Annotated in this window: 19 protein-coding genes; 13 read left to right on the plus strand and 6 right to left on the minus strand. The window is 62.1% G+C overall.

Going from position 1 to position 23,928, the window contains the following annotated elements:
• Positions 1–339: 339 nt before the first annotated feature.
• The 3 genes from ASD58_RS16835 (at position 340) to ASD58_RS16845 (ending at position 4,845) form a co-directional block, all read left to right on the plus strand.
• The gene (locus ASD58_RS16835) at positions 340–2,055 is read left to right on the plus strand and encodes a M4 family metallopeptidase (RefSeq protein ID WP_082565472.1); all 1,716 of its coding nucleotides are present in this window, start codon (positions 340–342) and stop codon (positions 2,053–2,055) included.
• Positions 2,056–2,198: 143 nt separating this feature from the next.
• Complete coding sequence (locus tag ASD58_RS16840; protein ID WP_162253028.1) at positions 2,199–3,044, plus strand: phosphatidate cytidylyltransferase; 846 nt, start codon at positions 2,199–2,201, stop codon at positions 3,042–3,044.
• A gap of 10 nt (positions 3,045–3,054) precedes the next feature.
• On the plus strand, positions 3,055–4,845 hold the full coding sequence (locus ASD58_RS16845; protein WP_057262332.1) for a bifunctional alpha/beta hydrolase/class I SAM-dependent methyltransferase: 1,791 nt from the start codon (positions 3,055–3,057) through the stop codon (positions 4,843–4,845).
• Here the strand turns inward: ASD58_RS16845 and ASD58_RS16850 are convergent.
• Both ASD58_RS16850 and ASD58_RS16855 read right to left on the minus strand, forming a co-directional pair.
• A complete protein-coding gene (locus ASD58_RS16850) occupies positions 4,796–5,413 on the minus strand; it encodes a CDP-alcohol phosphatidyltransferase family protein (RefSeq protein WP_057262333.1) in 618 nt (205 codons plus the stop codon). The genes ASD58_RS16845 and ASD58_RS16850 overlap by 50 nt on opposite strands.
• Positions 5,410–6,570: a phosphatase PAP2 family protein gene (locus ASD58_RS16855; RefSeq protein ID WP_082565473.1), complete on the minus strand. Its 1,161-nt coding sequence runs from the start codon at positions 6,568–6,570 to the stop codon at positions 5,410–5,412. Before ASD58_RS16855 ends, ASD58_RS16850 begins: the two co-directional genes overlap by 4 nt.
• 22 nt (positions 6,571–6,592) lie before the next feature.
• Here ASD58_RS16855 and ASD58_RS16860 point away from each other — a divergent pair, with 22 nt between their 5' ends.
• Positions 6,593–7,672: a patatin-like phospholipase family protein gene (locus ASD58_RS16860; protein ID WP_082565474.1), complete on the plus strand. Its 1,080-nt coding sequence runs from the start codon at positions 6,593–6,595 to the stop codon at positions 7,670–7,672.
• Entirely contained in the window at positions 7,669–8,403 is a 735-nt protein-coding gene (locus tag ASD58_RS16865) for an SDR family oxidoreductase (RefSeq protein ID WP_082565475.1), read from the plus strand. The genes ASD58_RS16860 and ASD58_RS16865 overlap by 4 nt, the downstream gene beginning before the upstream one ends.
• A gap of 1 nt (position 8,404) precedes the next feature.
• On the opposite strand, the gene ASD58_RS16870 is transcribed toward ASD58_RS16865, so the two are convergent.
• Positions 8,405–8,950, minus strand: a complete 546-nt coding sequence (locus ASD58_RS16870) for an acyloxyacyl hydrolase (RefSeq protein ID WP_057262337.1) — start codon at positions 8,948–8,950, stop codon at positions 8,405–8,407.
• A gap of 148 nt (positions 8,951–9,098) precedes the next feature.
• On the opposite strand from ASD58_RS16870, the gene ASD58_RS16875 reads away from it, so the two are divergent.
• Entirely contained in the window at positions 9,099–9,989 is an 891-nt protein-coding gene (locus ASD58_RS16875) for an NAD(P)-dependent oxidoreductase (RefSeq protein ID WP_255357333.1), read from the plus strand.
• On the opposite strand, the gene ASD58_RS16880 is transcribed toward ASD58_RS16875, so the two are convergent.
• Positions 9,986–11,188: a M20 aminoacylase family protein gene (locus ASD58_RS16880; RefSeq protein WP_057262339.1), complete on the minus strand. Its 1,203-nt coding sequence runs from the start codon at positions 11,186–11,188 to the stop codon at positions 9,986–9,988. The two genes, ASD58_RS16875 and ASD58_RS16880, sit on opposite strands and share 4 nt — an antisense overlap.
• A gap of 96 nt (positions 11,189–11,284) precedes the next feature.
• On the opposite strand from ASD58_RS16880, the gene ASD58_RS16885 reads away from it, so the two are divergent.
• The 5 genes from ASD58_RS16885 (at position 11,285) to ASD58_RS16905 (ending at position 18,536) form a co-directional block, all read left to right on the plus strand.
• The gene (locus ASD58_RS16885) at positions 11,285–13,339 is read left to right on the plus strand and encodes a molybdopterin-dependent oxidoreductase (protein ID WP_057262340.1); all 2,055 of its coding nucleotides are present in this window, start codon (positions 11,285–11,287) and stop codon (positions 13,337–13,339) included.
• A 9-nt stretch (positions 13,340–13,348) separates the two neighbouring features.
• Complete coding sequence (locus tag ASD58_RS16890; protein WP_057262341.1) at positions 13,349–14,479, plus strand: aminopeptidase; 1,131 nt, start codon at positions 13,349–13,351, stop codon at positions 14,477–14,479.
• Positions 14,480–14,649: 170 nt separating this feature from the next.
• The gene (locus ASD58_RS16895) at positions 14,650–16,344 is read left to right on the plus strand and encodes a long-chain fatty acid--CoA ligase (RefSeq protein ID WP_057262342.1); all 1,695 of its coding nucleotides are present in this window, start codon (positions 14,650–14,652) and stop codon (positions 16,342–16,344) included.
• Positions 16,345–16,372: 28 nt separating this feature from the next.
• Positions 16,373–18,043 (plus strand): long-chain-fatty-acid--CoA ligase, encoded by a 1,671-nt coding sequence (locus ASD58_RS16900; RefSeq protein WP_057262343.1) that lies wholly within the window; start codon positions 16,373–16,375, stop codon positions 18,041–18,043.
• 85 nt (positions 18,044–18,128) lie between these two features.
• Positions 18,129–18,536: a glycoside hydrolase family protein gene (locus ASD58_RS16905; RefSeq protein ID WP_057262344.1), complete on the plus strand. Its 408-nt coding sequence runs from the start codon at positions 18,129–18,131 to the stop codon at positions 18,534–18,536.
• On the opposite strand, the gene ASD58_RS16910 is transcribed toward ASD58_RS16905, so the two are convergent.
• Together ASD58_RS16910 and ASD58_RS16915 are read right to left on the minus strand one after the other, a co-directional pair.
• Entirely contained in the window at positions 18,533–20,080 is a 1,548-nt protein-coding gene (locus ASD58_RS16910) for an alkaline phosphatase (protein WP_057262345.1), read from the minus strand. The two genes, ASD58_RS16905 and ASD58_RS16910, sit on opposite strands and share 4 nt — an antisense overlap.
• A gap of 3 nt (positions 20,081–20,083) precedes the next feature.
• Positions 20,084–20,503, minus strand: a complete 420-nt coding sequence (locus ASD58_RS16915; RefSeq protein ID WP_057262346.1) for an acyl-CoA thioesterase — start codon at positions 20,501–20,503, stop codon at positions 20,084–20,086.
• Positions 20,504–20,563: 60 nt separating this feature from the next.
• Here ASD58_RS16915 and ASD58_RS16920 point away from each other — a divergent pair, with 60 nt between their 5' ends.
• Entirely contained in the window at positions 20,564–22,402 is a 1,839-nt protein-coding gene (locus ASD58_RS16920; RefSeq protein WP_057262347.1) for an ABC transporter ATP-binding protein/permease, read from the plus strand.
• A 13-nt stretch (positions 22,403–22,415) separates the two neighbouring features.
• Complete coding sequence (locus ASD58_RS16925) at positions 22,416–23,882, plus strand: M20 family peptidase (RefSeq protein WP_057262348.1); 1,467 nt, start codon at positions 22,416–22,418, stop codon at positions 23,880–23,882.
• The last annotated feature ends 46 nt before the right edge of the window (positions 23,883–23,928 follow it).

A 23,928-nucleotide genomic window follows, 5' to 3' on the forward strand; every position in this document is an offset into this window, starting at 1 on the left:
AAGTCGGTCCCACCCCTTCCCATCCCGAACAGGACCGAAGTCGGTCCCACCCCTTCCCATCCCGAACAGGACCGTGAAACGACTTTGCGCCGATGATAGTGCTGCAACCAGTGTGAAAGTAGGTTATCGTCAGGCTCTTATTAGAGAAATCCCCTTCAGCCTGAGCGCGCTCTAGATCGCGCTCGGTGCTGGAGGGGATTTTTTGCTTTGTGGGTGTTGTATCCGAGACAAGCAACAAAAATATGTCTCAATTTGTAGAAATTTTGACTCAGCCTTCGGGTCCCGATAGTGTTAGATTCCCTATAACACCCCACCTCATCGGGACATTTGGAGACAAAAATGGAATTTCGCAAAAGCCTGATCGCAGCCGCGATCGCCATGGTTGCTGCACAAGCCAGCGCCGCCCCAAGCATGATGGCCAGCCCGGTTGCCTTCTCCGCCCAGGAGAAAGCCCGCCTGGTATCGACCCTGAATGGTGAGCGGGGCAAATTTGGCCTGGATGCCGACCATGGCTACTCGATCGCCAGCCAGCACCCGGGCGAACAAGGTAGGGCAATCAGCCGCCTGAACCATACCTACAAGGGCGTGCGCATCTTTGAATCCGAATCCGTGGTGGTCACTGACCAGGGCGGAAATATCGTCAGCGAATCGGTTGGCGAGCGCCGCCAGGGCCTGTCGGGCAAGCGCTTCGACGTCAAGCCTTCCATTAGCGCCAAGGCTGCGATTGCCAGGGCAAGCCGCAGCCTGGCGAGCGCGGGCGCCGAGATTGACCCGCCATCCGCAGAGCTCGTCATCTTCCCGATGGTGAAGACCGTGCGTGCCGCCGGCGCCGAAAACAAGGCCGAGGCAGAGCTGAACGCTGTGGATGTGCAAGACGTGGTTGCCAGCTATGAGTTGGCCTACGTGGTGAAAACCCGCCAGCATGGCGCTTTCCATGACACCGTCGTCAGTGCACGCGATGGCCGTATCCTCGACCAGTGGAGCGCGATGCAAAATGTGGTTGGTACCGGCCATAGCCAGTACAACGGCGACGTGCCTATCAATACCACCCTGACCGGCGGCGTGTACAAGATGATCGACGGCAGCCGCGGTACTGGCGGTACCTTCGGCGCCATGGCAATTACCAACGCCAACCACGGCACCAGCGCCGGCGCCGTGTACAGCAACGCGACCAATACCTGGGGCGACGGCAAGCAGTACATCGCTGGCGGCAGCACGACCAATGCCAATGGCCAGACCGCAGCAGTGAATGCACTGTGGGGCCTGATGAATACCTACGACATGCACAAGAACGTGCTGAACTGGTCTTCGCTCGATGGCAACAACACTGCGACCTATATTGCCGTGCACGTCAACACCGCTTACGACAACGCCTATTACTCGGATAGCTGCAAATGCATGTTCATCGGCGATGGCGGCAGCTATTTCAACAACCTGGGCTCGATCGACGTGATCGGCCACGAAATGGGCCACGGCATCACCGCCGCCACTTCGAACCTGACCTACCGTGGCGAATCGGGCGGCCTGAATGAATCGTCGTCGGACATCTCGGGCGAAGCGGTGGAAGCCTATGCGCGCGCTGGCGGCACCGGCACTTCGCTGCCTGTCCCATCGGGCAACGACTGGGTGATGGGCAAGGAAATTTCCAAGAACGGCCAACCGCTGCGCTGGCTGTACAAGCCAAGCAAGGATGGCAAATCGCCGGATGCATGGAAGTCCACCATCAAGCGCCTGGACGTGCACTACAGCAGCGGCCCGAACAACCGCATGTTCTACTTCCTGGCGATGGGCTCCAGCTCCAATTCGAGCAGTGATTACTACTCGCAATACCTGACCCAGCAGCCAAGGAACATGACCGGCATTGGCATCGACAAGGCTTACCGTATCTGGTTCCGCGCGAACACCACCAAGTTCACCTCGTCGACCAACTACGCAGACGCTCGTTTGAAAGTGCTGGCAGCAGCGCAGGAACTATACGGTGCCAATAGCGCCGAAGCGAAAGCAGTCCAGCGCGCCTATGCTGCCATTAACGTGGGTGCCGACGTGGCAGAATAAGCCGCGCAGCGACGCACAGGAACCGCCGGGGCAGCCTGGCGGTTTTTTTTTGCACGTCGTGACAATGTGTGATTGTGCATCGGCCAGTTGTTGGCAAAATGCAAGTCATGAATGGTATTTTCACTGCGCAGCTTGGATACGCCATGGCTGCCCTGTACGTGCTGCTGGGTGTTGTTTCAACGGGTGTGGGATTGGCGCTAGGCTCGCGTACCAGCCAATTGCGCGACCAGGTGAATGCCTGGTGGTTCATCTTCCCCATTGTGAGCTGCGGCTTGATTCTTTATCCGGTGGGTGCGCCCTTGCTGGCACTCGTCATTTGCGGCCTTGCCGCGCGCGAGCTTGCGCCTTACTGCGGGCTGGCGTCCGGGCGTTTTCGACTGGTTGCCGTTGCCGCGCTCTTCGCGGCGGTATGCGCCGGCGCATATTTGCCTTCCTGCTTGCCTGTGGCGTTTAGCCTGGCCAGCGTCGCTGCTGCTGCCTGCCTGTGGAGCTCACGTGACTTGGCAACGCTGCCCTGGCTGCTGTTTGCGCTGACCTGCTTCGGCATCAGCTTTGTGCCCGCCTTCGTGCACCTGCCTTTCGGGCCGAAGGAAAACCTGTCCTGGCTGTTCTACCTGTTCATCGTGACGGCCCTGAACGACATCGCCCAGTTCACCAGCGGCAAACTGTTCGGCAAGCAGAAAATCGTTCCCCTGATTAGCCCGCAGAAGACCTGGCAAGGCTTGCTGGGCGGGGTGGTGGTTTCCGTCTTGCTGTCGCTGGCATTGGGCGCGTACCTCGCACTGGGCGAGGCGGCATGGCTGGCCGGGATCGCGATTTTGCTGTCGGTGGGCGGCTTTGCCGGTGACGTGATGTTCTCCGCTGCGAAGCGCAAGCTTGGCATCAAGGATTTTTCAAACCTGATTCCCGGCCACGGCGGCATGCTGGATCGCGCCGACAGCCTGGTGGTTACGGCCCCCTTGCTTTACCTGTTGCTCATTTATCGATAAGGAAAAAAGAATGAAGATTGAACGAGGCCTTGCCTGGAGCGAGACCCAGTCCGGATTTGAAGCCGCCGACGGTACGCGCCTGTTCTACCGGAGCTGGATGCCGCTGGCGCCACGCAGCGGGGCGCCGCGCGCGCTGGTCTTCCTGCATCGCGGGCATGAACATTCTGGCCGTATCGGAACGCTGGTCGAGCAGTTCGGCTTCCACGGCGACTGGGCTTTCGCTTATGACGCGCGCGGGCACGGTTATTCCCCGGGTGAACGCGGTTCTGCACCAAGCTTCGCGACCATGGTGGAAGACCTGGATACCTTTGTGCGCCATATCTGCAGCAAGCATGGTTTCTCCATCGAGGATGTACTGGTGGTGGCCAACAGTGTTGGCGCCGTCGTCGCCGCGACCTGGCTGCATGATTACGCACCGCGCGTGCGCGGCCTGGTAATGGCTGCGGCAGCCTTTGCGATCAAGCTGTATGTGCCGCTGGCCAAGCCGGGCCTGCGCTTCGCACGGCGCTTCAAGCCGGAATTATTTGTGACCAGCTATATCCGCCCGACCATGCTGACGCATTCGGCGGAGCAGGCGCGCGCCTACCAGGAAGACCCGCTGATCGCCAAAAGCATTTCGGCGCAGATCCTGCTGGAGCTTGCCGATACGGCGCAGCGCATCGTGCACGATGCCGCCGCCATTGATACGCCGGTCCTGATGCTGGCGGCGGACCAGGACTATGTGGTGCATGAAGCGCCGCAGAAGCTGTTCTTCGACCGCCTGTCGTCGCCAATGAAACGTTATCTCCGGCTGCAGCGCTGCCGCCATGCGATCTTCTACGAAGAGGACACTTCCGTTGCGATGCAGGCTAGCCGAAGCTTCATCGACGAGTGCTTTGCGGCGAAGCCGCCATCGCCGGTGCGCTTCGCGGCTGCCGATCGCGAAGGACAGGGCGCCCAGCATTACGCAGCGCTGCTGAACAACCAGACCGGCAATGCACTGACGCGCGCCTGGTTCGGATTGCAGCGCAATATGCTGAAGGTCATGGGGCCGCTCAGTGACGGCATGAAGATCGGCCTGCGCCATGGCTTTGATTCGGGTGAATCGCTGGACTATGTCTACCGTAACCAGGCGGGCGGCAAGCTTGGCTTCGGCGGCATGATGGACCGTGGTTACCTGGATGCCGTGGGCTGGCGCGGCATTCGTATGCGCAAAGTGCAGATGCAGCAGATGCTGGCAGAGCAGATCGCTGCCCACCAGGGCCCGGGGCCGGTGCGCATCCTCGATATCGCGGCAGGCTCCGCCCGCTATGTGCTGGAGACCATCAAGCGCTTCCAGGACCGCGAGATCGAAGTCACGCTGTGCGATTACGAACAGCACAACCTGGACCAGGCGAAGAAGCTGGCGGAGAAGCTGCAGATCGGCGCCCGCATCGAATACTGCCGCCGCGATGCGTTCAGCGCCGACAGTTACCAAGGGCAGGAGGGGCGCTACGATATCGCGGTGATATCGGGCCTGTACGAACTGTTCAGCGACAATTCGCTGGTGCTGCAATCGCTGCGCGGCGTTGCGGCCAGCTTGCGCGAAGGCGGCAGCTTGCTGTACACCGGCCAGCCATGGCATCCGCAACTGGACATGATCGCCTACACGCTGACCAACCACCGCGGCGAGCCATGGCGCATGCGTCCGCGTGCGCAGGCCGAGATGGATGGCCTGGTCGACCTTGCCGGCTGCCGCAAGCTGAAGACCAGGATCGGCCTGGAAGGTATCTTTACTGTTTCGCTTGCGGAGAAAGGCGCAGCGCCTGGCGCAGGCGATTAAACACCGTCACCAGCGACAGCAGCAGGACCACGGCAAGCAGGGCGTTGTGCCAGACCGGCGCAACGCCAGCCCACACCAGCAAGCCAAGCAGGCCAAATGCAAAGGCGCGGTCGCTCTTGCCCATTGGTCCGTCGAAGCGGCGCGCCACGCCGATGCTGCTGGCCAGTACACCGGAAAATTCCGCCAGCAAGGCAAATACCACGACCAGCACCAGCAGGTGCGGCGAGATGCCGGCCAGCAGAGCCACCGGCAGGTAGAGTGCCGCATCCGAAACCTGGTCGCATAGTTCGTTCAGCAACGCACCCATTGCGGTTTTGTTGCCGGTTGCATTGGCCAGCATGCCGTCGATGGCGTTCAGGGCCATGCGCAGAAGCAGGAAAAACGGCAGGCCCAGCCACAGGCCAAGGCATTGCGGCACCAATGCCAGCGCAGCGCCGTAGCCAACCGACAGCATCATCGCGGCCAGCGTGACCTGGTTGGGGGTGATGCCGAGCCGGGTGAGCAAGTTGAGAAAAGGACGCAGCAATTGCTGGAAGCGCGGTTTAAGCTGATAGATCGAAATGCTCATGAGATGTAGGAGTTAAGGTAGATGCGGGCGATAAAAATGCTGCGGCTATAGCCCATCGCGCAATGCAGGTACACCGGTCGGCCCTGTTTGCGCTCGGCGTCGATGGCCGCAAGGATAGTGCGAACCTGCTTGCGGGTAGGCGCTTGCAGGTCCATCAAGGGAAGGTGGCAATAATGGCCGTGCCGCAGGGGGGGCGCTTCGCTGAGCTCCGCACTCAGGTCGATAATGCTGCAGCCCGGCGGCAGTTGCTGTGCTTCGCTGGCACTCAAGCGACGTCCTACCCACAAGCCATCCGTCGCCTTGGCGAATGGCGGCTTGCCGCGATGGCGCCAGCGCACCAGCAGCCAGGTGACGCCATAGCCGGCAAGATACGGCCAGAACAGCAGCCAGATCCAGGCCGGATGCCGGCCCTGGTTCTTGCGCAGGAAGGCTGGGTTGCGGCGGGCGTATGCCCAGGCCACCAGCAGCAGGCTGGTGGCAAGATAGATCCAGAGCCAGGCTGGCGCAAACAGGCAGGCTGCCAGCAGCGCCAACCCTGCCATGATGGCGTAGTAGAACGAAACGCTTTGACGTGCGGTGGCGCCGCGCCGCACGGCGTAGCACGCGACGGCCGCCAGTGCAATCCCGCCAACGATATCGGCCGAGGCATGCTGCCAGGTCAGCAGCGTGCTGGCGCCCACCAGCAGCAGCCAGCACGACAGCGCCGTGCGCCAGGCGCGGCTCGCAGTGGCGGGCCGCAGGGCGAGCCACAGCAGGATGCAATAAGTGATGTGCAGGGAGGGGAACTGGTTGTACGGGCGATCTGAGGCATCCAGCCATCCATATGCCAGCTGGAGGAAGCTGTGGTCGGGCAGCACCCTGCTGGCGGGGAAGCGCGCGGGGAACAGGGCGAATACCAGGCTGGCGGCTACGGTGGAGAGCATCAGGCGGCGGCTGTACACGCGCAGCGCTTCTCCCTGGCGGACCTTGAAGAAGCCCCATGCCAGCAAGGGTCCCGAACTTGCATAGGGGATGATCATCCACGGCAGGAACGGGATGGCCTGCTCGAACGGAAGCGCCAGCGTGCGCTGGACCTGCGCCGTCTCGGCAGCATGGTTCGTGAGCGTATAGCAAAGCCCGAACAGGAGGGCGTTGATGATCAGGTGCAGGAGTTGCATTCATGGCATTATGTCACGCGATATGAGTGAAGATCAAAAGTACCAGCGCTGCATGGTGATGGCGGGTGGAGGATTCCGCTTCGGCTATTACCTTGGCATGCACGCCGCGGCAGAGGATAGCGGCATGGCGCCCGATATCATCCTCGCCAGTTGCGGCGGCTCGCTGGCAGCGGCCATCATCCATGCCTTGCCGGATGCGGCGCAGCGCAAGCAGTGGCTCGCTTCGCAGGAGATGTACCAGTTCCTGTGCGGCATGCATGCGGCGGCGCACGCGCGCCCGCTGCCGGTGCTGGGGGCGGCCCTGCTGCGAGGACTGTCGCGCGGCCGGGCGGCCCGCGTGCCGGATGTATTCGGCGACTACATGTTCGAGTTACCGGGACCCTTGCCATTGCCCGTCCCTGGCTTGCAGCCGCGTGCGGCGCTCGCCATCGTGGCATCCAAGCTGCTGTTCGGCCGCGAACAAGTCGGGCAGGCGCGAAGCGGCCGCGCAATATTCGCGGAAGTCGTCCTCGGGCCCGAGCGCGCTTGCCGCCTCCTGCATGGATGGCAAGCACCGGCCAGCTTGCCGGCATGGAGTTGCGGCGCCGTGGCGCCAGGCCTGTTGCTGGATAGCGCCATGCCGGTCGCCGATGCCGTGCGCAGCTCGATTACCGATATGCTGTATTTCGCCTGCCATGCGCATGCCGGCGAACACTATATGGGTGGCGTGATCGACCTGTTCCCGATCGAGATCGCGCATGGCCTAGCCAGGCACGTGACCATGGAAGCCAAGCCGCCATTTGGGCAAGCGCTGGCAATTCCGGCCTTGCGGAAGGTGCTCGGCATCGACGGCAATGCCAGGCTGAAACACGTGCATGCACAGCACGCCCATGCCTGGGTCGATACCAGCGATATCTCCAGTGCCTTGCGCGGCAGGGGCATGCGCAAGCGCATCGACTGGCTTGGCAACCGCATCCGGCTCGTGATGCCGCCCAGCCTTGCGGAATATGCGCAGGACGTGGAAGCGCAATGGCAGTACGGTTACCAGCGCGGCATCGAGGCCTATGCCAGTCCGGGGCTGCGCCTGCGCCACGCAACAAGATTCAACAGGGGAAGTGAATGAGGGTAATGATCATCGGCGGAACCAGCGGCATCGGGCTGGCGCTGGCAGGGCATTATGCGCAGCAGGGCGCCGCACTGGCGTTATGCGGGCGCGATCCTGCGCGGCTGGATGGACATCCGATCGCCGCGCGGGCAGGACTTCGCCGCTATGGTTTTGACATTGGTGAGCGCCAGGCCGTGTTTGATGCGGTCGGCGATTTTGCTGAAGAAGGACTGGACCTGCTGATCGTCACCGCCGGCCAGTATGCCGGCGCCGATGCGCTGGTGCGGGATCGCATGTGCAGCCTGCCAATGGTTCGCACCAATGTCTCCGGCCTGTGCCATGCATTCGATGCCGGTGCGCAGGCCATGCTGCGCAATGGGCGCGGCCAGATGGTGGTGGTGGCGTCGATCGCCGGCCTGCTGCACGAATATCCGAATGGTTCGCTGTACAGCGCAAGCAAGCGTGCCGCGATTGCCATCAGCGATGCCTACCGCAAGGCGTTGGCGCCGCATGGGATCGATGTGACAGCCGTGGTGCCGGGCTATGTCGATACGCAGAAACTACGGGATTTGAACGGGGGAAGTGCGCAGCGCAAGCCTTTCCTGCAAACCGAAGAACAGGCTGTGCGCCGCATTGCCCGCGCGATCGCGCAGCGCGATGCACATTGCATTTTCCCCTGGCAGCTACACGCGATGGTACGCTTGTTTAACCTGCTGCCAAAGGGATTGCAGCGCTACCGCAAGAAGTGAATCAATAGCGGTAAGCTGCTTTTACCATGAGGACGTCGACACCACTGTTCGGGTTCTTGATGCCGCCGTTGGAGTAGTGCTGCGCCTTGATGGCGACGTCCCACTTGTTGTCGAATACATAGCCGACACCGATATGGTCGCCGAACTGGAAGGCAGTCGACAGGTGGTCGTCATTGTTGTTGTAGGTCTTGGACAGTACGTGCGCGCCAATGCCGCCTTCAAGGTAGAAGCCCTTCTTGTTGGTCTTCTCGAAGCGGAACACCGGGGTGAAGCCGATGTCGACAATGTTCTTGTTCATATCAGGCACGTTGTGCCACTGGCTGGCTCGCCAGAAGCCGATGCTGGCGTCCCAGTAACCGGCGACGTGAGTGCCGTTGGAATTGAACCAGCTCCATTCGGGCTTGAAGTCCTGCGTGGCACCCAGTCGTACCATCTTCAATTTGGAAGCGGAGCCATATTCCATATAGGCGGAATTGATGTCGAAGGCGAAAGCAGATTGCGCTGCCAAGGCAGCGGCAGCAATAGCGAACAGTTTTTTGATTTGCATGTTTTTCTCTCTAGTCCTTGCCACAGTCTTCATATTTGCTGAGGCAATGCCGGCAATTTTACTTTCGTTCTGAATTTTTTTCAGGCGACCTCTTAATTGTTAGAATCACTGCAATATTGGCACATTGGAGCTTACCGTGACGCATTCTCTGCGAATCGCATTCCTTGGCATTGGCTTGATGGGAGAGCCTATGGTACACCGCCTGTTGGCGGCAGGTTTCAAGGTTACCGCCTGGAATCGTACTGCGGGCAAGGCCGGCGTGCTGGCCGCTGCCGGCGCCGATCCGGACGATGTGTTGACGCATGCAGTGGCCGATGCGGCGGTGGTGGTATCGATGCTGTCGGCCGGCGATGCAGTCGGCGGCGTGATCGAAGCGGCGCTCGACGCGCTGCGTCCGGGCACGCTGTGGATCGATATGAGCTCGACGCGGCAGGACGAGGCGCAGGCTTTCCATGCGCTGCTTACCGCGCGTGGGCATCGCTTCATCGATGCGCCGGTGTCGGGCGGCGTTGGTGGTGCGCAGGCGGGCACGCTGGCCATCATGGCCGGCGGCAGTGCGGCGGATTTCGAAGCGGCGCGGCAGGTGTTGGAAGCGATGGGCAAACCCAGGCTGGTTGGTCCCGCTGGCAGCGGGCAAGTGGCAAAGCTGTGCAACCAGCTGATCGTCGGCGCCACCATCAACATCGTGGCGGAAGCATTGCTGCTGGCGCAGGCCGCGGGCGCCGATCCTGTGGCGGTGCGCGAAGCGATTCGCGGCGGCTTTGCCGAGAGCCGCGTACTGGAGGTGCATGGCCAGCGCATGCTGGAGCGCAATTTCCTGCCGGGCGGCCAGGTGCTGACGCAGTTGAAGGACCAGCACAATATCCTGGCCGCTGCAGCAGCGGCGGGCGTTGCGCTGCCGGTCACCAGCCTGGTGACGGAGCGTTATGAGTCGATCAAGGATGTGTATCCGCGTGCCGACCATTCAGCCGCGCTGCTGGCGCTTGAGCGGCTGAATGATGGCGTGCGGGTCGGCCAGCAGGCCGATAAGCTGCCTTAGGCTTGATGCGCCTGTGGCAAAGCCGCTTCCGCCAGATGCACCCAGAAGCTGGCGCCGATCGGCAGCAGGCGGTCGTTGAAGTCGTAGCTGGCGTTGTGCAGCACGCAGGGACCGAGGCCATGGCCGCCGTCGCGGTGCTCGCCTTCGCCGTTGCCGATGAAGATGTAGCAGCCCGGCTTCTCCTGCAGGAAGAAGGCGAAGTCCTCGGCGCCCATGGTCGGTTCGACGTTGGCGTCCACCATCGATTCGCCGACCACGGATTGCATGACGCCTAAAGCGAACCGGGTTTCCCTGGCGTGGTTCACCAGCGGCGGATAGTTGCGGCGGAAGGTGAATTCCACTTCCGCGTCGAAAGCGGCGGCGATGCCTTCGGCCAGCGACTGCATGCGCTTTTCCACCATGTCCAGTACTTCGGTCGTGAAGGTGCGCACGGTGCCGACCAGCTTCGCATCGTCGGGAATCACGTTGGTGGCGCTGCCGGCGTGGATCTGGGTGATCGACAGCACGGCCGTATCCAGCGGGCTCTTGTTGCGCGTGACAATGGTCTGCCAGGCTTGCGCAATCTGCACCGCGATCATGATCGGGTCGATGCCCTTGTGCGGCTGGGCCGCGTGGGCACCCTTGCCGCGCACGGTCACGTGGAATTCGTTGGACGAAGCCATCATCGGGCCTTCGCAAGCGCCCAGCGCGCCCTGCGCCATGCCGGGCCAGTTGTGCATGCCGTAGATCGCATCCATCGGGAAACGTTCGAACAAGCCGTCCTTGATCATTGCACGCGCGCCGGCGCCGCCTTCCTCGGCCGGCTGGAACACCAGGTAGACGGTGCCGTCGAAGTTGCGGTGCCTGGCCAGGTGGTGGGCCGCGCCGAGCAGCATGGCAGTGTGGCCGTCATGGCCGCAGGCGTGCATCTTGCCGGGGTGCCTGGAGGCGTGCGGGAAGGTATTGATCTCCTGCATGGGCAGCGCATCCATGTCGGCGCGCAGGCCAATGGCGCCGCCGGAGGTGCCGTTGCGGATGATGCCAACCACGCCGGTCTTGCCCAGGCCGCGCTCGAAGGGGATGCCCCATTCGGTCAGCTTGGCGCAAACGACATCGGCGGTACGTTCTTCTTCATAGCAGAGTTCCGGGTGGGCATGCAGGTCGCGTCGGATCTGCTGCAACTCGGACTGAAACGCGATAATCGGGTCGATCAGTTTCATTATTGTTCTCCATCGGTGTTGCCATTCTAGCCTCCCGATGCGATTTTCTGGAATCGTTTACGATACTGTTTTCAGCCGTCGCTAATCCAGATCAAGATGTCAACCACACAAGTCCGCGCCACCTGCCCGCACGATTGCCCCGATACCTGCGCCCTGCTCGTCACCGTCGAGGATGGCGTGGCCACCGAGGTGAAAGGCGATCCGGATCACCCGACCACTGCCGGTGTGCTGTGCACCAAGGTTTCCCGCTATACAGAGCGCACCTACTCGCCGGACCGCCTGCTGTATCCAATGCGCCGCGTCGGCAGGAAGGGCGAGGGCAAGTTCGAGCGCATCAGCTGGGAGCAGGCGCTGGACGAGATTGCGGCGCGCCTGAAACCACTGGCGGCGACCGAGCCGGAAGCTATCCTGCCATATAGCTACGCCGGCACCATGGGCCTGGTGCAGGGCGATTCCATGTCGTCCCGCTTCTTCCACAAGTTGGGCGCTTCGCTGCTGGACCGCACCATTTGCGCCACCGCTGGCGCCACCGGCTATAAATACACGGTCGGCGCTTCGATCGGCACCGATATCGAGCAATTCCAGAATGCCAAGCTGCTCATCATCTGGGGTGGCAACCCGATCGCCTCCAACCTGCACTTCTGGACCCGGGCCCAGGAGGCCAAGCGCAATGGCGCCAAGCTGATCGCCATCGACCCATACCGCTCGCTGACGGCCGAGAAATGCCACCAGCACATCGCCGTCCTGCCGGGCACGGATGCGGCGCTGGCGCTGGGCCTGATGCATATCCTGGTGCGCGACGACTTGCTGGACCACGACTACATCGCCAACTACACGGTAGGCTTCGGGGAGCTGCGCCAGCGCGTGGCGGAATGGACGCCGCAGCGCGTCGCCGCCACCTGCGGCTTATCGGTGGCGGAAGTGGAAGGCCTGGCGCGCGAATACGGCGAAACTGCCAGGCGCGGCGAGCCGGTCGCGATCCGCATGAACTACGGCGTGCAGCGCGTGCACGGCGGCGGCATGGCCGTGCGCAATATCGCTTGCCTGCCAGCCCTGGTGGGCGCCTGGCGTCATGCGGCGGGCGGAGTGCAGCTGTCCGCGTCCGGCACCTTCAAGAAAAACCTGGCCGCGCTGCAGCGCCCGGACCTGCTGGCGAAGCAGCCGCGCACCGTCAATATGACTACCATCGGCGACGACCTGCTGCGCCCGGCCTCGCCCGAATTCGGCCCGCAGCTCAAGGCTGTCATCGTGTACAACTCGAATCCGCTGGCGGTGGCGCCGGATTCGTCCAAAGTGCAGGCCGGCTTTGCGCGCGAAGACCTGTTCACGGTGGTGCTGGAACATTTCCAGACCGATACCGCCGATTACGCCGATATCGTGCTGCCGGCCACCACCCAGCTCGAGCATACCGATGCGCACAGCGCCTACGGCCACCTGTACATGATGGCCAATAACCCGGCCATCGCGCCGATGGGCGAAGCCAAACCGAACACCGAGATCTTCCGCCTGCTGGCCGCGCGCATGGGCTTTGACGATCCATGTTTCCGCGACAGCGATGACGCCCTGGCATCGGTGGCATTCGTGCAATTCGACTGGGAGTCGCTCAAGCAGAAGGGCTGGCAGAAGCTGGAAGTTCCTGATGCACCCTTTGCATGCGGCAATTTCCCCACACCTTCGGGAAAATGTGAGTTCTACTCAGAAAGCATGAAGCAGGATGGCCTGGACCCATTGCCGACCTATATCGCGAACTACGAATCTGCAGCATCTGCCCCGGAACTGGCGGCAAAATACCCGCTTGCGATGATATCTCCGCCGGCGCGCAACTTCCTGAACTCGACTTTTGTCAACGTGCAAAGCTTGCGCGCCACGGAAGGGGAGCCCCAGCTCGACATCAGTCCTGACGATGCGGCAACACGTGGCATCAACCACGGCGATATGGTGCGCATCTTCAACGATCGCGGTTCCTTCGTGTGCAAGGCGCGCGTGACGCCAAAGGCCCGCACAGGCCTGGTCGTAGGGCTCTCGATCTGGTGGAAGAAGCTGGCGGGAGATGGCAAGAACGCCAATGAGGTCACCAGCCAGCGGCTGACTGACATGGGTCGTGCACCGACGTTTTACGATACACTGGTTCAAGTCGAGAAAGCCGCCTGAGAATGATTTATGCGCACCTTAGCACACTTGAAACTGCGCGCCAGATACCTGGCGACGGCGGGGGTGTGCGCCGGCCTCCTGGCCGGTTGTGCGCAATTCAAGTATTACTTCCAGGCTGCCCAGGGCCAGTATGCGCTCTGGTCTGACGCGCGTCCGGTCGACGACTGGATCGGCGACCCAAGCACCGATCCCAAGCTCAAGGCGCGCCTCGAAAAGTCCAAGCTGATCCGCAAGTTCGCGGTCAAGGAGCTTGGCTTGCCGGACAACGCCAGCTACAAGAATTACGCCCCGCTGGACCGGCAATACGTGCTGTGGAATGTGGTTGCCACGCCGGAGCTGTCGCTGCGCCCGGTGCAATGGTGCTTCCCGATTGCAGGCTGCGTCAGCTATCGCGGCTATTACGACAAGGCCGATGCCGAAGCGTATGCCGAGGAGTTACGCAAGGAGGGTAACGACGTCCAGGTCGGCGGCGTGCCGGCCTACTCCACGCTGGGCTGGCTCAGCGACCCGCTGCTGTCCACCTTCATCAATCACTCCGATGCCGAACTGGCGCGCCTGATCTTCCACGAACTGGCGCACCAGGTGGTCTACGTGCAGGGCGATTCCAAATTCAACGAAGCCTTTGCTTCCGCGGTGGAAGAGGCCGGCGTCAACCACTGGCTCGAACTGTATGGCAACGACGCCATGCGCGAAGCCTATGCGCGCTACAACGTGCGGCGCCAGGACTTCATGGACTTGCTGGTGAAGCATCGCCAAATGCTGGCAGACAACTATGCCAGCAAAGCCAGCGCCAAGAAAAAGCGCGAGGAAAAACTGCGCATTTTCGCTTCCCTGCAGGAAGAGTACAAAGTCCTGAAGGCCAACTGGGGTGGTTACAACGGCTACGACCGGTTCTTTGCAGAACCGTTGAATAATGCCCATTTGGCATCTGTTGCAACCTATAATGACCTGCTGCCAGGATTCCGCGCCCTGCTTGTGAAAGAGAAGGGATTCCCGCAGTTTTATGCTGCGGTGCGGAGCATGAGCAACCTGCCATCGCTTGAACGGCATGACAGGCTGCACGAACTGGCGCGCTCTATGGCGCAAGCCACTGAGACCACGACGGCCGCTGCTGCCAAGGAAGCGGGCGCCGTCAATTGACGCATCATCGATGCTGCTTTGCAGCACGGAGGCCCGCTAGAGTACGCGTTCCAAATCCCGAAAATAGCTTGCCCTGTGTCATGCCGCACGATAGCATCTAGAGAGCGGGAAAGCACGGCCGTTCTATTTTCGCAAATAAAACATATAAAACTGAGACAAAGAGGCACAGGATGGAAAAAATCTGGTTGAAGTCGTATCCCCCAGGCGTCCCGAGTGAAATCGACGCCACGCAATACCGCTCCCTGGTTCACCTGCTCGAAGAATCGTTCCAGAAGTACGCGTCGCGCAATGCCTTCGTGTGCATGGACAAATTCATCACCTATGCCGACCTGGACCAGCACTCCAAGCGCCTGGCCGCCTGGCTGCAAAGCCGCGGCATGAAAAAGGGCGCGCGCGTGGCCGTCATGATGCCCAACGTGCTGCAATACCCGATTGCCATTGCCGCCATCCTGCGTGCCGGCTATACCGTCGTCAACGTCAACCCGCTGTACACCCCGCGCGAACTGGAGCACCAGCTCAATGATTCCGGCGCGGAAGCCATCATCATCCTCGAGAATTTCGCGACCACCCTGGAACAGGTGCTGCCGCGCACCCAGGTCAAGCACATCATCGTCGGCAATATGGGCGAAATGCTGGGCGGCCTGAAAGGCATGATCGTCAACTTCGTGGTGCGCAACGTGAAGAAGCTGGTGCCGCCCTTCTCGCTGCCGAATGCGGTGCGCTTCAAGGATGCGCTGGGCCATGCCCGCAGCATGAAGCTGACTCCTGTCGAATTGCGCCACGAGGACGTGGCCTTCCTGCAGTACACCGGCGGTACTACCGGCGTATCGAAGGGCGCGACCCTGACCCATCGCAACATCATCGCCAACCTGCTGCAGATGCAAGCCTGGTCGGCGCCGAAGCTGGCCGACCTGCCGCCGGAAGAGCGCACCATCATTTGCGCGCTGCCGCTGTACCACATCTTCGCGCTGACCGTGTGCGCCATGTGGGGCATCCGCGAGGGCGGCCTGAACGTTCTGATCCCGAACCCGCGCGATATCGGCGGCTTTATCAAGGAGCTGGCCAAGTACCGCTTCAATATGCTGCCGGCCGTGAACACGCTGTACAACGCGCTGCTGAATCACCCCGACTTCAACAAGCTGGACTTCTCCGGCCTGAAGGTCGCCAATGGCGGCGGCATGGCGGTGCAGAAGGCGGTGGCCGACAAGTGGCTGGCCGCCACCGGCGTCACCATCGTGGAAGGCTACGGCTTGTCCGAGACCGCACCGGTGGCCACTGCCAACCGCTTCGACAGCACCGAATTCTCCGGCATGATCGGCCTGCCGATTCCTTCCACCGAAGTGGCTATCCTGGACGACGCCGGCAATGAAGTGCCGCTGGGCAGTCCAGGCGAAATCGCGATCCGCGGCCCGCAAGTGATGGCTGGCTACTGGAACCGGCCGGAGGAAACCGCCAAGGTCATGACGGCCGATGGCTACTTCAAATCCGGCGACGTGGGCGTGATGGACGAACGCGGCTACGTCAAGATCGTGGACCGCAAAAAGGACATGATCCTGGTCTCCGGTTTCAATGTCTATCCGAATGAAATCGAAGACGTGGTGGCATCGCATCCGGGCGTGCTGGAATGCGCCTGTATCGGCGTGCCGGACGAGCACTCCGGCGAGGCGGTGAAGGTGTTCGTGGTGAAGAAAGACCCGAACCTGACCGTCGAAGCGCTGATGGAGCACTGCAAGCAAAACCTGACCGGCTACAAGAAACCGAAATATATCGAGTTCCGCACGGAGCTTCCGAAGACGAACGTTGGCAAGATCCTGCGCCGCATGCTGCGCGACGAGAAGCCTGCCGACGACAAGAAGGCTGCATAAAGCGGCAAGGCACACGAAAGGCAATACGATGGAAAAAATCTGGCTGAAGTCCTACCCTGAAGGCGTTCCTGCGGAGATCGATGTTTCGCAGTACCGCTCCGTGACCCACCTGATGGAGGAGTCGTTCCAGAAGTACGCAAGCCGCAATGCTTACGTCTGCATGGACAAGTTCCTGACGTACTCCCAAGTGGACCAGTTGTCGAAGCAATTCGGTGCCTGGCTGCAGTCCAAGGGCCTGAAGCCGGGGGCGCGCGTCGCCATCATGCTGCCTAACGTGTTGCAATACCCGGTCGCGCTGGCGGGCATCATCCGCGCCGGCTACGTGGTGGTCAACGTCAATCCGCTGTATACGCCGCGCGAGCTGCAGCACCAGTTGAACGACTCCGGCGCCGAAGCCGTGATCGTGCTGGAGAACTTTGCCACCACCGTGCAGCAAGTCGTGGCATCAACCCCGGTCAAGCATGTGATCGTGGCTTCGATGGGCGACCTGCTGGGAGGCCTGAAAGGCATGATCGTCAACTTCGTGGTGCGCAACGTGAAGAAGATGGTGCCGGCCTGGAATATCCCTGGCCACGTCACCTTCAAGCAGGTGCTGTCCGAAGGTTCGCGCCTGACCCTGAAACCGGTCGACCAGAAAGCAAGCGATATCGCCTTCCTGCAGTACACCGGCGGCACCACCGGCGTGTCGAAAGGCGCGGTGCTGTTGCACAGTAACGTGGTGGCCAACATGCTGCAGAACGAAGCCTGGCTGCAGATGGCGCCGAGCGACAAGCAGATGGTCTTCGTCGCTGCACTGCCGCTGTACCACATCTACTCGCTGACCATTTCCTGCTTCATGGGCTGGAAGCTGGGCGGCATGAACATCCTGGTCCCGAACCCGCGCGATATCCCGGGTTTCGTGAAAGAGCTGGCCAAGTATCCGGTGACCGTGTTCCCGGCCGTGAATACGCTGTACAACGCGCTGCTGAACAACCCGGACTTCTCCAAGCTGGACTTCTCCAGCTACAAGATCTGCAACGGCGGCGGCATGGCAGTGCAGCAGTCGGTGGCAGACCGCTGGCTGAAGGTCACCGGCACCCCGATCATTGAAGGCTACGGCCTGTCCGAGACTTCGCCGGTGGCGACTGCCAACCGCGTCGACATCAAGGAATTCACCGGCACCATCGGTGTGCCGATTCCGTCCACCGAAGTGGCGATCCTGGACGACGATGGCAAGGAAGTGCCGCTGGGCTCCGCCGGCGAAATCGCGATCCGCGGCCCGCAAGTGATGGCTGGCTACTGGAACCGTCCTGACGAAACCGCGAAGTCGATCACCCCTGACGGTTTCTTCAAGACCGGCGACGTCGGCATCATGGACGACAAGGGCTTCGTGCGCATCGTCGACCGCAAGAAGGACATGATCCTGGTGTCGGGCTTCAATGTGTACCCGAACGAAGTGGAAGGCGTGGTGGCGGCGCACCCAGGCGTGCTGGAGGTGGCTTGCGTTGGTGTACCTGATGCGAACTCCGGCGAAGCGGTGAAATTGTTCGTCGTCCGCAAGGACCCGAACCTGACGGCGGAAGCGCTGCTCGAGTTCTGCAAACACGAGTTGACCGCATACAAAAAACCGAAGTACATTGAGTTCCGTGATGAACTGCCGAAGACCAACGTCGGCAAGATTCTGCGCCGCCAACTGCGCGACGAGAAGAAAGCAGCATAAGCCGGTAGCGTTGACCTGGCGCAGAATAGGGCTCCGGACCGGCTGTAAAGTGGAATGCACCACCTGAGCAGCCTCCGGAGAGCCAATGCGCCTTCTTTACAATTTCGCACTCATCCTCAGTACCGAAGGCCGCCGCGCACTGCGTCAGCGCGAAGGCCTGCTCGGCTACTACGAAGTCTCCCGTCCCGGCATGACCCCCGACCAGGTCGAAGCAGCTTTCGACCTGTCCGTGCGCAGCGCAGAACGCGCAGTACAGCGCCAGGTCAGCCACCATCCGCTCACGCAAGCGCAGTTCGATGCGCTGGTCAGCTACACCTACAACCTTGGTGCCGGCGGTGCGATGCTGGTGTTGCGCCGTATCGATTGCGGCGATTTCGATGGCGCGGCCGATGCCATGCTGCGCAATATCAGCGCTCCGGTGGAAGGGCGCTTGATGCCGCATGCCGGGCTGGCTGCGCGGCGCAAGGAGGAAAGTGCGCCTTTCCGCGCTTAGCTTTCGCGGCGCGGGCCCGGCTTGCCGTCGGCAACGGAGAACGATGCCAGCGTGGACAAGCCGCTATTCGCATCGCGCACATTGTCCAACGCCTGGAATGCCATCGCAGCCCGGTCGGGGCGCAAGTCCAGCAGCATGAAGCCGCGCCTGTCGCTGCGGCCGAAATGCAAATCGCGGTTCATGTCGACGAATTGCTGCGTGCGCTCTTGCGGGCGCGAGCTGGACGTGACAGACGTGCCACAGAATTCCGTTGCGACTACCGGATTGCCGGCGCTGGCCGCACGCGTTGGATCGCGCCGCAAATCGGCGGCGAAGAAGGTATGCACGTCACCGGACAGCACCAGCGGATTGCGTGCGTTGCGCACTGCATCCAGCAGGCGACCACGTGCTGCGGCATAGCCATCCCAGCCATCGGTCCAGAAACGGCCATCCTTGTCGCTGGCCAGCGGGACTTGCGACATCTGCGCCATCAGCGTTTGCTGGGCAATGATGTTCCAGCGCGCCTTTGATTCCTTGAGGCCCTGCGCCAGCCATTGTTCCTGCTCGCCGCCCAGCATGGTGCGGCGCGGATCGGCCAGGGCGGCGCAGGAGCGGCGATAGACCGAGCTGGATCCGCCGCGCCCGGTCGGCTGGCAGGCGTGTATCGAGCGGTATTGGCGCGTGTCGAGCACATGGAAGCGCGCCAATTGCCCCCAGTCGTAGCGCTGGTAGATGCGCTGGGCGCGCAGCGGCTGATGTTCGAAGTAGGCCTGGTAGGCAGCGGCGCGGCGCTGCACGAAGTCCGGCGACAGCAGTTCGTCGCGCGTCGGGCTGTAATCGTTGGCCACTTCGTGATCGTCCCAGGTCAGCAGCCAGGGCGCGGCATGGTGCGCGGCTTGCAGGTCGGGGTCGCTCTTGTATTGCGCATAGCGCGCGCGGTACTCCGCCAGCGTGAAGCTCTCGTTGCGGCGCAGGGCGGAGGCCGGATGCTGCAAACTGTAGGGGCCCCACTCGTAAATGTAGTCGCCGAGGAAGACCACCAGGTCCGGTGCCGCTTGCGCAATATGGCGGTGTGCGGCGTAATGGCCGAATTCCCAATGCTGGCAGGATGCGACGGCCAGCTTCAACGCAGCCGGGGTGCTGCCCGGCGCCGGCGCCGTGCGCGTGCGGCCGACGGGACTGACCGCGTCGCCCAGCATGAAGCGGTACCAGTACCAGCGGTCCGGCTGCAGGCCGCGCACGTCGACATTGACGCTGTGCGCCAGTGCCGGCGCCGCGACTGCCGTGCCTTTTGCTGCAATACGGGTGAACGCTTCGTCGTGCGCGACTTCCCAGCGCACCTGCTGTGCGACTGGCGGCATCGATGCGGCGTTCAGCGGATCGGGCAGGAGCCGGGTCCAGAGGATGACGGAATCGGGGAGCGGCGCGCCAGAGGCAATGCCCAGCGTGAAAGGGTAGGCGCCGTTGGCGGCGCTGCGTGCCTGAGCGGGAAGGTGGGGCGCCAACATTGCCAGCGCGGCGGCACGGGCCGCAGCCTGGAGCAGGAGGCGGCGACCGTCATGCATGAATTACAGCAGCGATTCAAGCGGCGGCACTGGGCGCGGCTTGCGGTCAGGACCGGTGGCGACATATGTCAGCGTCGCTTCAGTGACCTTCACGATATTTGCCTGCAGGCGGTTGCGCTCCGCATAGACCTCCACGTTGACGGTGATCGAGGTGTTGCCGACTTTGACGATGTCGGCATAGAAGGTCAGCAGGTCGCCGACAAACACCGGGTGCTTGAACAGGAAGGAGTTCACGGCAATGGTGGCGACGCGGCCATTGGCGCGGCGGGTGGCGGGCAGGGAGCCTGCAATGTCGACCTGGGCCATGATCCAGCCGCCGAACACGTCGCCGTACACGTTGGCGTCGGACGGCGAGGGCATCACGCGCAGTTCAGGCATTTTTCCAGGAGGGAGGCCGCGGGAGGTTTGTTCTTGGGAGGTCATCGCAAATTCTCATGAAGGACTACAATTGATGGGATTTTAAACCAGCCAGCCAACGCACGTATGCGACGTTATTCGAATACCCCACCACCTCCGCCTAGCCAAGAGCGCGGCGACATTGCCACTCTGAAAACATTGCTGCCCTATTTGTGGGTGTACAAATGGCGCGTGCTGGCGGCCTTGCTGGCGCTGGTGGGCGCCAAGGCTGCCAACGTTGGCGTGCCGGTTGTGCTGAAGCAGCTGGTCGACGACATGACCGTCAAGCCGGGCGACCCGCATGCGCTGCTGGTGCTGCCCCTGGCAACGCTGGTGGCGTATGGCTTGCTGCGCCTGTCCACCACCATGTTCACGGAGCTGCGCGAATTCCTGTTCGCGCGCGTGACGCAACGTGCCGTGCGCACCATCGCGCTGAGAGTGTTCCGCCACCTGCATTCGCTGTCGCTGCGCTTCCACCTGAATCGCCAGACGGGCGGCATGACGCGCGATATCGAGCGCGGCACGCGCGGCGTCAGTTCCCTGATCTCGTACACGCTGTTCAACATCCTGCCGACGCTGGTCGAGATCACGCTGGTGCTGGGCTACCTGGTCACGCATTACGATATCTGGTTCTCCGTGATCACCTTCTCGGCATTGGTGATCTACATCACGTTCACCATCCTGGTGACGAACTGGCGCACGCACTTCCGCCGCACCATGAACGACCTCGATTCGAAGGCCAATACCAAGGCTATCGATTCGCTGCTGAATTACGAGACCGTCAAATACTTCGGTAACGAGGACTACGAGGCCAATCGCTATGACGAAGGCTTGCAGCGCTACGAGAAGGCGGCGGTCAAGTCGCAGACTTCGCTGTCGCTGTTGAATACGGGGCAGTCGGCCATCATCGCGATCGCGGTCACGCTGATCCTGTGGCGCGCAACGCAGGGTGTCATCGACGGCAAAATGTCGCTGGGCGACCTGGTGCTGGTTAACGCGTTCATGATCCAGCTCTACATCCCGCTCAACTTCCTCGGCGTGATCTACCGCGAGATCAAGCAAAGCCTGGCGGACATGGAACGCCTGTTCTCGCTGCTGGACGAGAACCGCGAAGTGGACGATGCGGCGCACGCCAGGCCGCTGCAGCCGCAGGGCGCGGAAGTACGCTTCAACCATGTGGACTTCAGCTACGACCCCAAGCGCCAGATCCTGTTCGACGTGGACTTTGCGATCCCGGCCGGTACTACCACGGCCGTGGTGGGTCACAGCGGCTCCGGCAAGTCGACGCTGTCGCGCCTGCTGTACCGCTTCTATGAAGTGAACAGCGGCAGCATCACGATCGATGGCCAGGACTTGCGCGATATCACCCAGCACTCGCTGCGCCACGCGATCGGCATCGTGCCGCAGGATACGGTGCTGTTCAACGACACCATCGAATACAACATTGCCTACGGCCGCCCCGGTGCCAGCAAGGACGAGATCATTGCCGCCGCGCGCGCCGCTTCGATCCACGACTTCATCGCCAGCCTGCCGGATGGCTATGAAACCATGGTCGGCGAACGTGGCCTCAAGCTGTCCGGCGGCGAAAAGCAGCGCGTGGCGATTGCCCGTACCCTGTTGAAGAACCCGGCCATCCTGATCTTCGACGAAGCCACCTCCGCGCTCGACTCCAAGGCCGAACAGGCGATCCAGACGCAGTTGAAGGAAATCGCGAAGAACCGCACGACGATGGTGATCGCGCACCGCCTGTCGACCATCGCTGACGCCCAGCAGATCCTGGTGCTCGACCACGGCAAGATTGTAGAGCGCGGCACGCACGCGGCACTGCTGGCACGCGAAGGCCTGTACGCCCAGATGTGGGAGCGCCAGCAAGCGCGCGGCGAACAGGAACAGACTTCGCCGGCTACCGGCGAGCTGGTCAACTAAGAGGAGGACGGCGATGGCGGTGAAAAAGGTTCTGGCAGCAGCCCTTGCGGCGATCGGCGTGCTGGCAGCCGCAGTCGGCGTCAATACGGCGCGCAGCGGCAGCAAACAGCTGGTGGTGGAGAAGGCGCCTGCATTGGCGATCGACGAAACCGCAGCAGCGCAGCGCCTGGGCGAAGCCCTGCGCTTCGTCACCATTTCCGACTACAAGGATGCCGACGCCAACACCGCCGAATTCGACAAGCTGCACGCCCACCTGCAAGCCAGCTTTCCCCGCCTGCATGCTGCGCTGACACGCGAGAACGTCAACGGCAAGGCTTTGCTCTACACCTGGCAAGGCAGCGATGCCAACGCCGCGCCGGTGATGTGGATGGCGCACCAGGACGTGGTGCCGATCGCGCCCGGCACGGAAAAGAACTGGGAGCAGCAACCCTTCGCTGGCGTAGTGAAAGACGGCTTCATCTGGGGCCGCGGTTCGTGGGACGACAAGGGCAACCTGTTCGCCCAGATGGAAGCCATCGAAATGCTGCTGGCCGCCGGCTTCCAGCCGCGCCGCACCGTCTACCTGGCCTACGGCGCCGACGAAGAAGTCGGCGGCAAGCGTGGCGCGGCAAAGATCGCCGAATTGCTCAAATCGCGCAACGTCAAACTCGAATACGTGCTGGATGAAGGCTTGATGATCGTGCACGGCATGGTGCCGGGTTTGCAGCCCGGCGCCGCCATGGTTGGCGTGGCGGAGAAAGGCTACGCCAGCTACAAACTGGAACTGGAAACTGCACCCGGCCACTCCTCGATGCCGCCGCAGGACACTGCCATCGGCATGATGAGCAAAGCCCTGGTCGCGCTGGAAGCGCACCCGATGCCGGTGCGCATGGCCGGCCTGCCGCAGCAAAGTTTTGAGATGATGGCGCCTGAAATGACGGGCATGAACCGCGTCGCGCTGTCTAACTTCTGGCTGTTCAAGCCGATGCTGGAGCGCATGCTGACCAAAACGCCGAGTGTCAATGCGCTGGTGCGCACTAGCACCGCGCTAACCATCGTCAACGCCGGCGTAAAGGACAATGTCCTGCCCGGCACTGCCAGCGCCACCGTCAACTTCCGCCTGCTGCCGGGCGACACGCTGGCTGGCGTGGAGCAGCATATGCACCAGGTGATCGGCAACGACAAGATCCGCATCACGCCGGAAGGCGACTTCAATACCGAAGCCTCGCGCGTGGCACGCCAGGACGGGGCGGCCTTTACAGCGATGAACCGCACCATCCGCCAGGTATTCCCCGACGTGGTCGTCGCCCCCGGCCTGATGATCGGCGCCACCGACTCGCGCTACTTCGACAGCATGAGCGACAGCGTGCTGAAATTCGGCCCCGTGCGCGCCAAGCCGGAAGACCTGCCGCGCTTCCACGGCACCAACGAACGCATGTCGGTAAAAGGCTACGCCGACATGATCCGCTTCTACCACCAGCTATTGAAGAACAGTGCATAAAGAAAGTCGGGGTCAGCTCCGGCAATCGGACATTTTGTCCGATTGC

Source organism: Duganella sp. Root1480D1 (genome assembly GCF_001427305.1).
In the GTDB taxonomy this organism is placed as follows: Bacteria; Pseudomonadota; Gammaproteobacteria; order Burkholderiales; family Burkholderiaceae_D; genus Rugamonas.

Coding starts and splice junctions, on each gene's coding strand:
- ASD58_RS16835 (WP_082565472.1), top strand. CDS start 340: ATGGAATTTCGCAAAAGCCTGATCGCAGCCGCGATCGCCATGGTTGCT.
- ASD58_RS16840 (WP_162253028.1), top strand. CDS start 2,199: ATGGCTGCCCTGTACGTGCTGCTGGGTGTTGTTTCAACGGGTGTGGGA.
- ASD58_RS16845 (WP_057262332.1), top strand. CDS start 3,055: ATGAAGATTGAACGAGGCCTTGCCTGGAGCGAGACCCAGTCCGGATTT.
- ASD58_RS16850 (WP_057262333.1), bottom strand. CDS start 5,413: ATGAGCATTTCGATCTATCAGCTTAAACCGCGCTTCCAGCAATTGCTG.
- ASD58_RS16855 (WP_082565473.1), bottom strand. CDS start 6,570: ATGCAACTCCTGCACCTGATCATCAACGCCCTCCTGTTCGGGCTTTGC.
- ASD58_RS16860 (WP_082565474.1), top strand. CDS start 6,593: ATGAGTGAAGATCAAAAGTACCAGCGCTGCATGGTGATGGCGGGTGGA.
- ASD58_RS16865 (WP_082565475.1), top strand. CDS start 7,669: ATGAGGGTAATGATCATCGGCGGAACCAGCGGCATCGGGCTGGCGCTG.
- ASD58_RS16870 (WP_057262337.1), bottom strand. CDS start 8,950: ATGCAAATCAAAAAACTGTTCGCTATTGCTGCCGCTGCCTTGGCAGCG.
- ASD58_RS16880 (WP_057262339.1), bottom strand. CDS start 11,188: ATGAAACTGATCGACCCGATTATCGCGTTTCAGTCCGAGTTGCAGCAG.
- ASD58_RS16885 (WP_057262340.1), top strand. CDS start 11,285: ATGTCAACCACACAAGTCCGCGCCACCTGCCCGCACGATTGCCCCGAT.
- ASD58_RS16890 (WP_057262341.1), top strand. CDS start 13,349: ATGCGCACCTTAGCACACTTGAAACTGCGCGCCAGATACCTGGCGACG.
- ASD58_RS16895 (WP_057262342.1), top strand. CDS start 14,650: ATGGAAAAAATCTGGTTGAAGTCGTATCCCCCAGGCGTCCCGAGTGAA.
- ASD58_RS16900 (WP_057262343.1), top strand. CDS start 16,373: ATGGAAAAAATCTGGCTGAAGTCCTACCCTGAAGGCGTTCCTGCGGAG.
- ASD58_RS16905 (WP_057262344.1), top strand. CDS start 18,129: ATGCGCCTTCTTTACAATTTCGCACTCATCCTCAGTACCGAAGGCCGC.
- ASD58_RS16910 (WP_057262345.1), bottom strand. CDS start 20,080: ATGCATGACGGTCGCCGCCTCCTGCTCCAGGCTGCGGCCCGTGCCGCC.
- ASD58_RS16915 (WP_057262346.1), bottom strand. CDS start 20,503: ATGACCTCCCAAGAACAAACCTCCCGCGGCCTCCCTCCTGGAAAAATG.
- ASD58_RS16920 (WP_057262347.1), top strand. CDS start 20,564: ATGCGACGTTATTCGAATACCCCACCACCTCCGCCTAGCCAAGAGCGC.
- ASD58_RS16925 (WP_057262348.1), top strand. CDS start 22,416: ATGGCGGTGAAAAAGGTTCTGGCAGCAGCCCTTGCGGCGATCGGCGTG.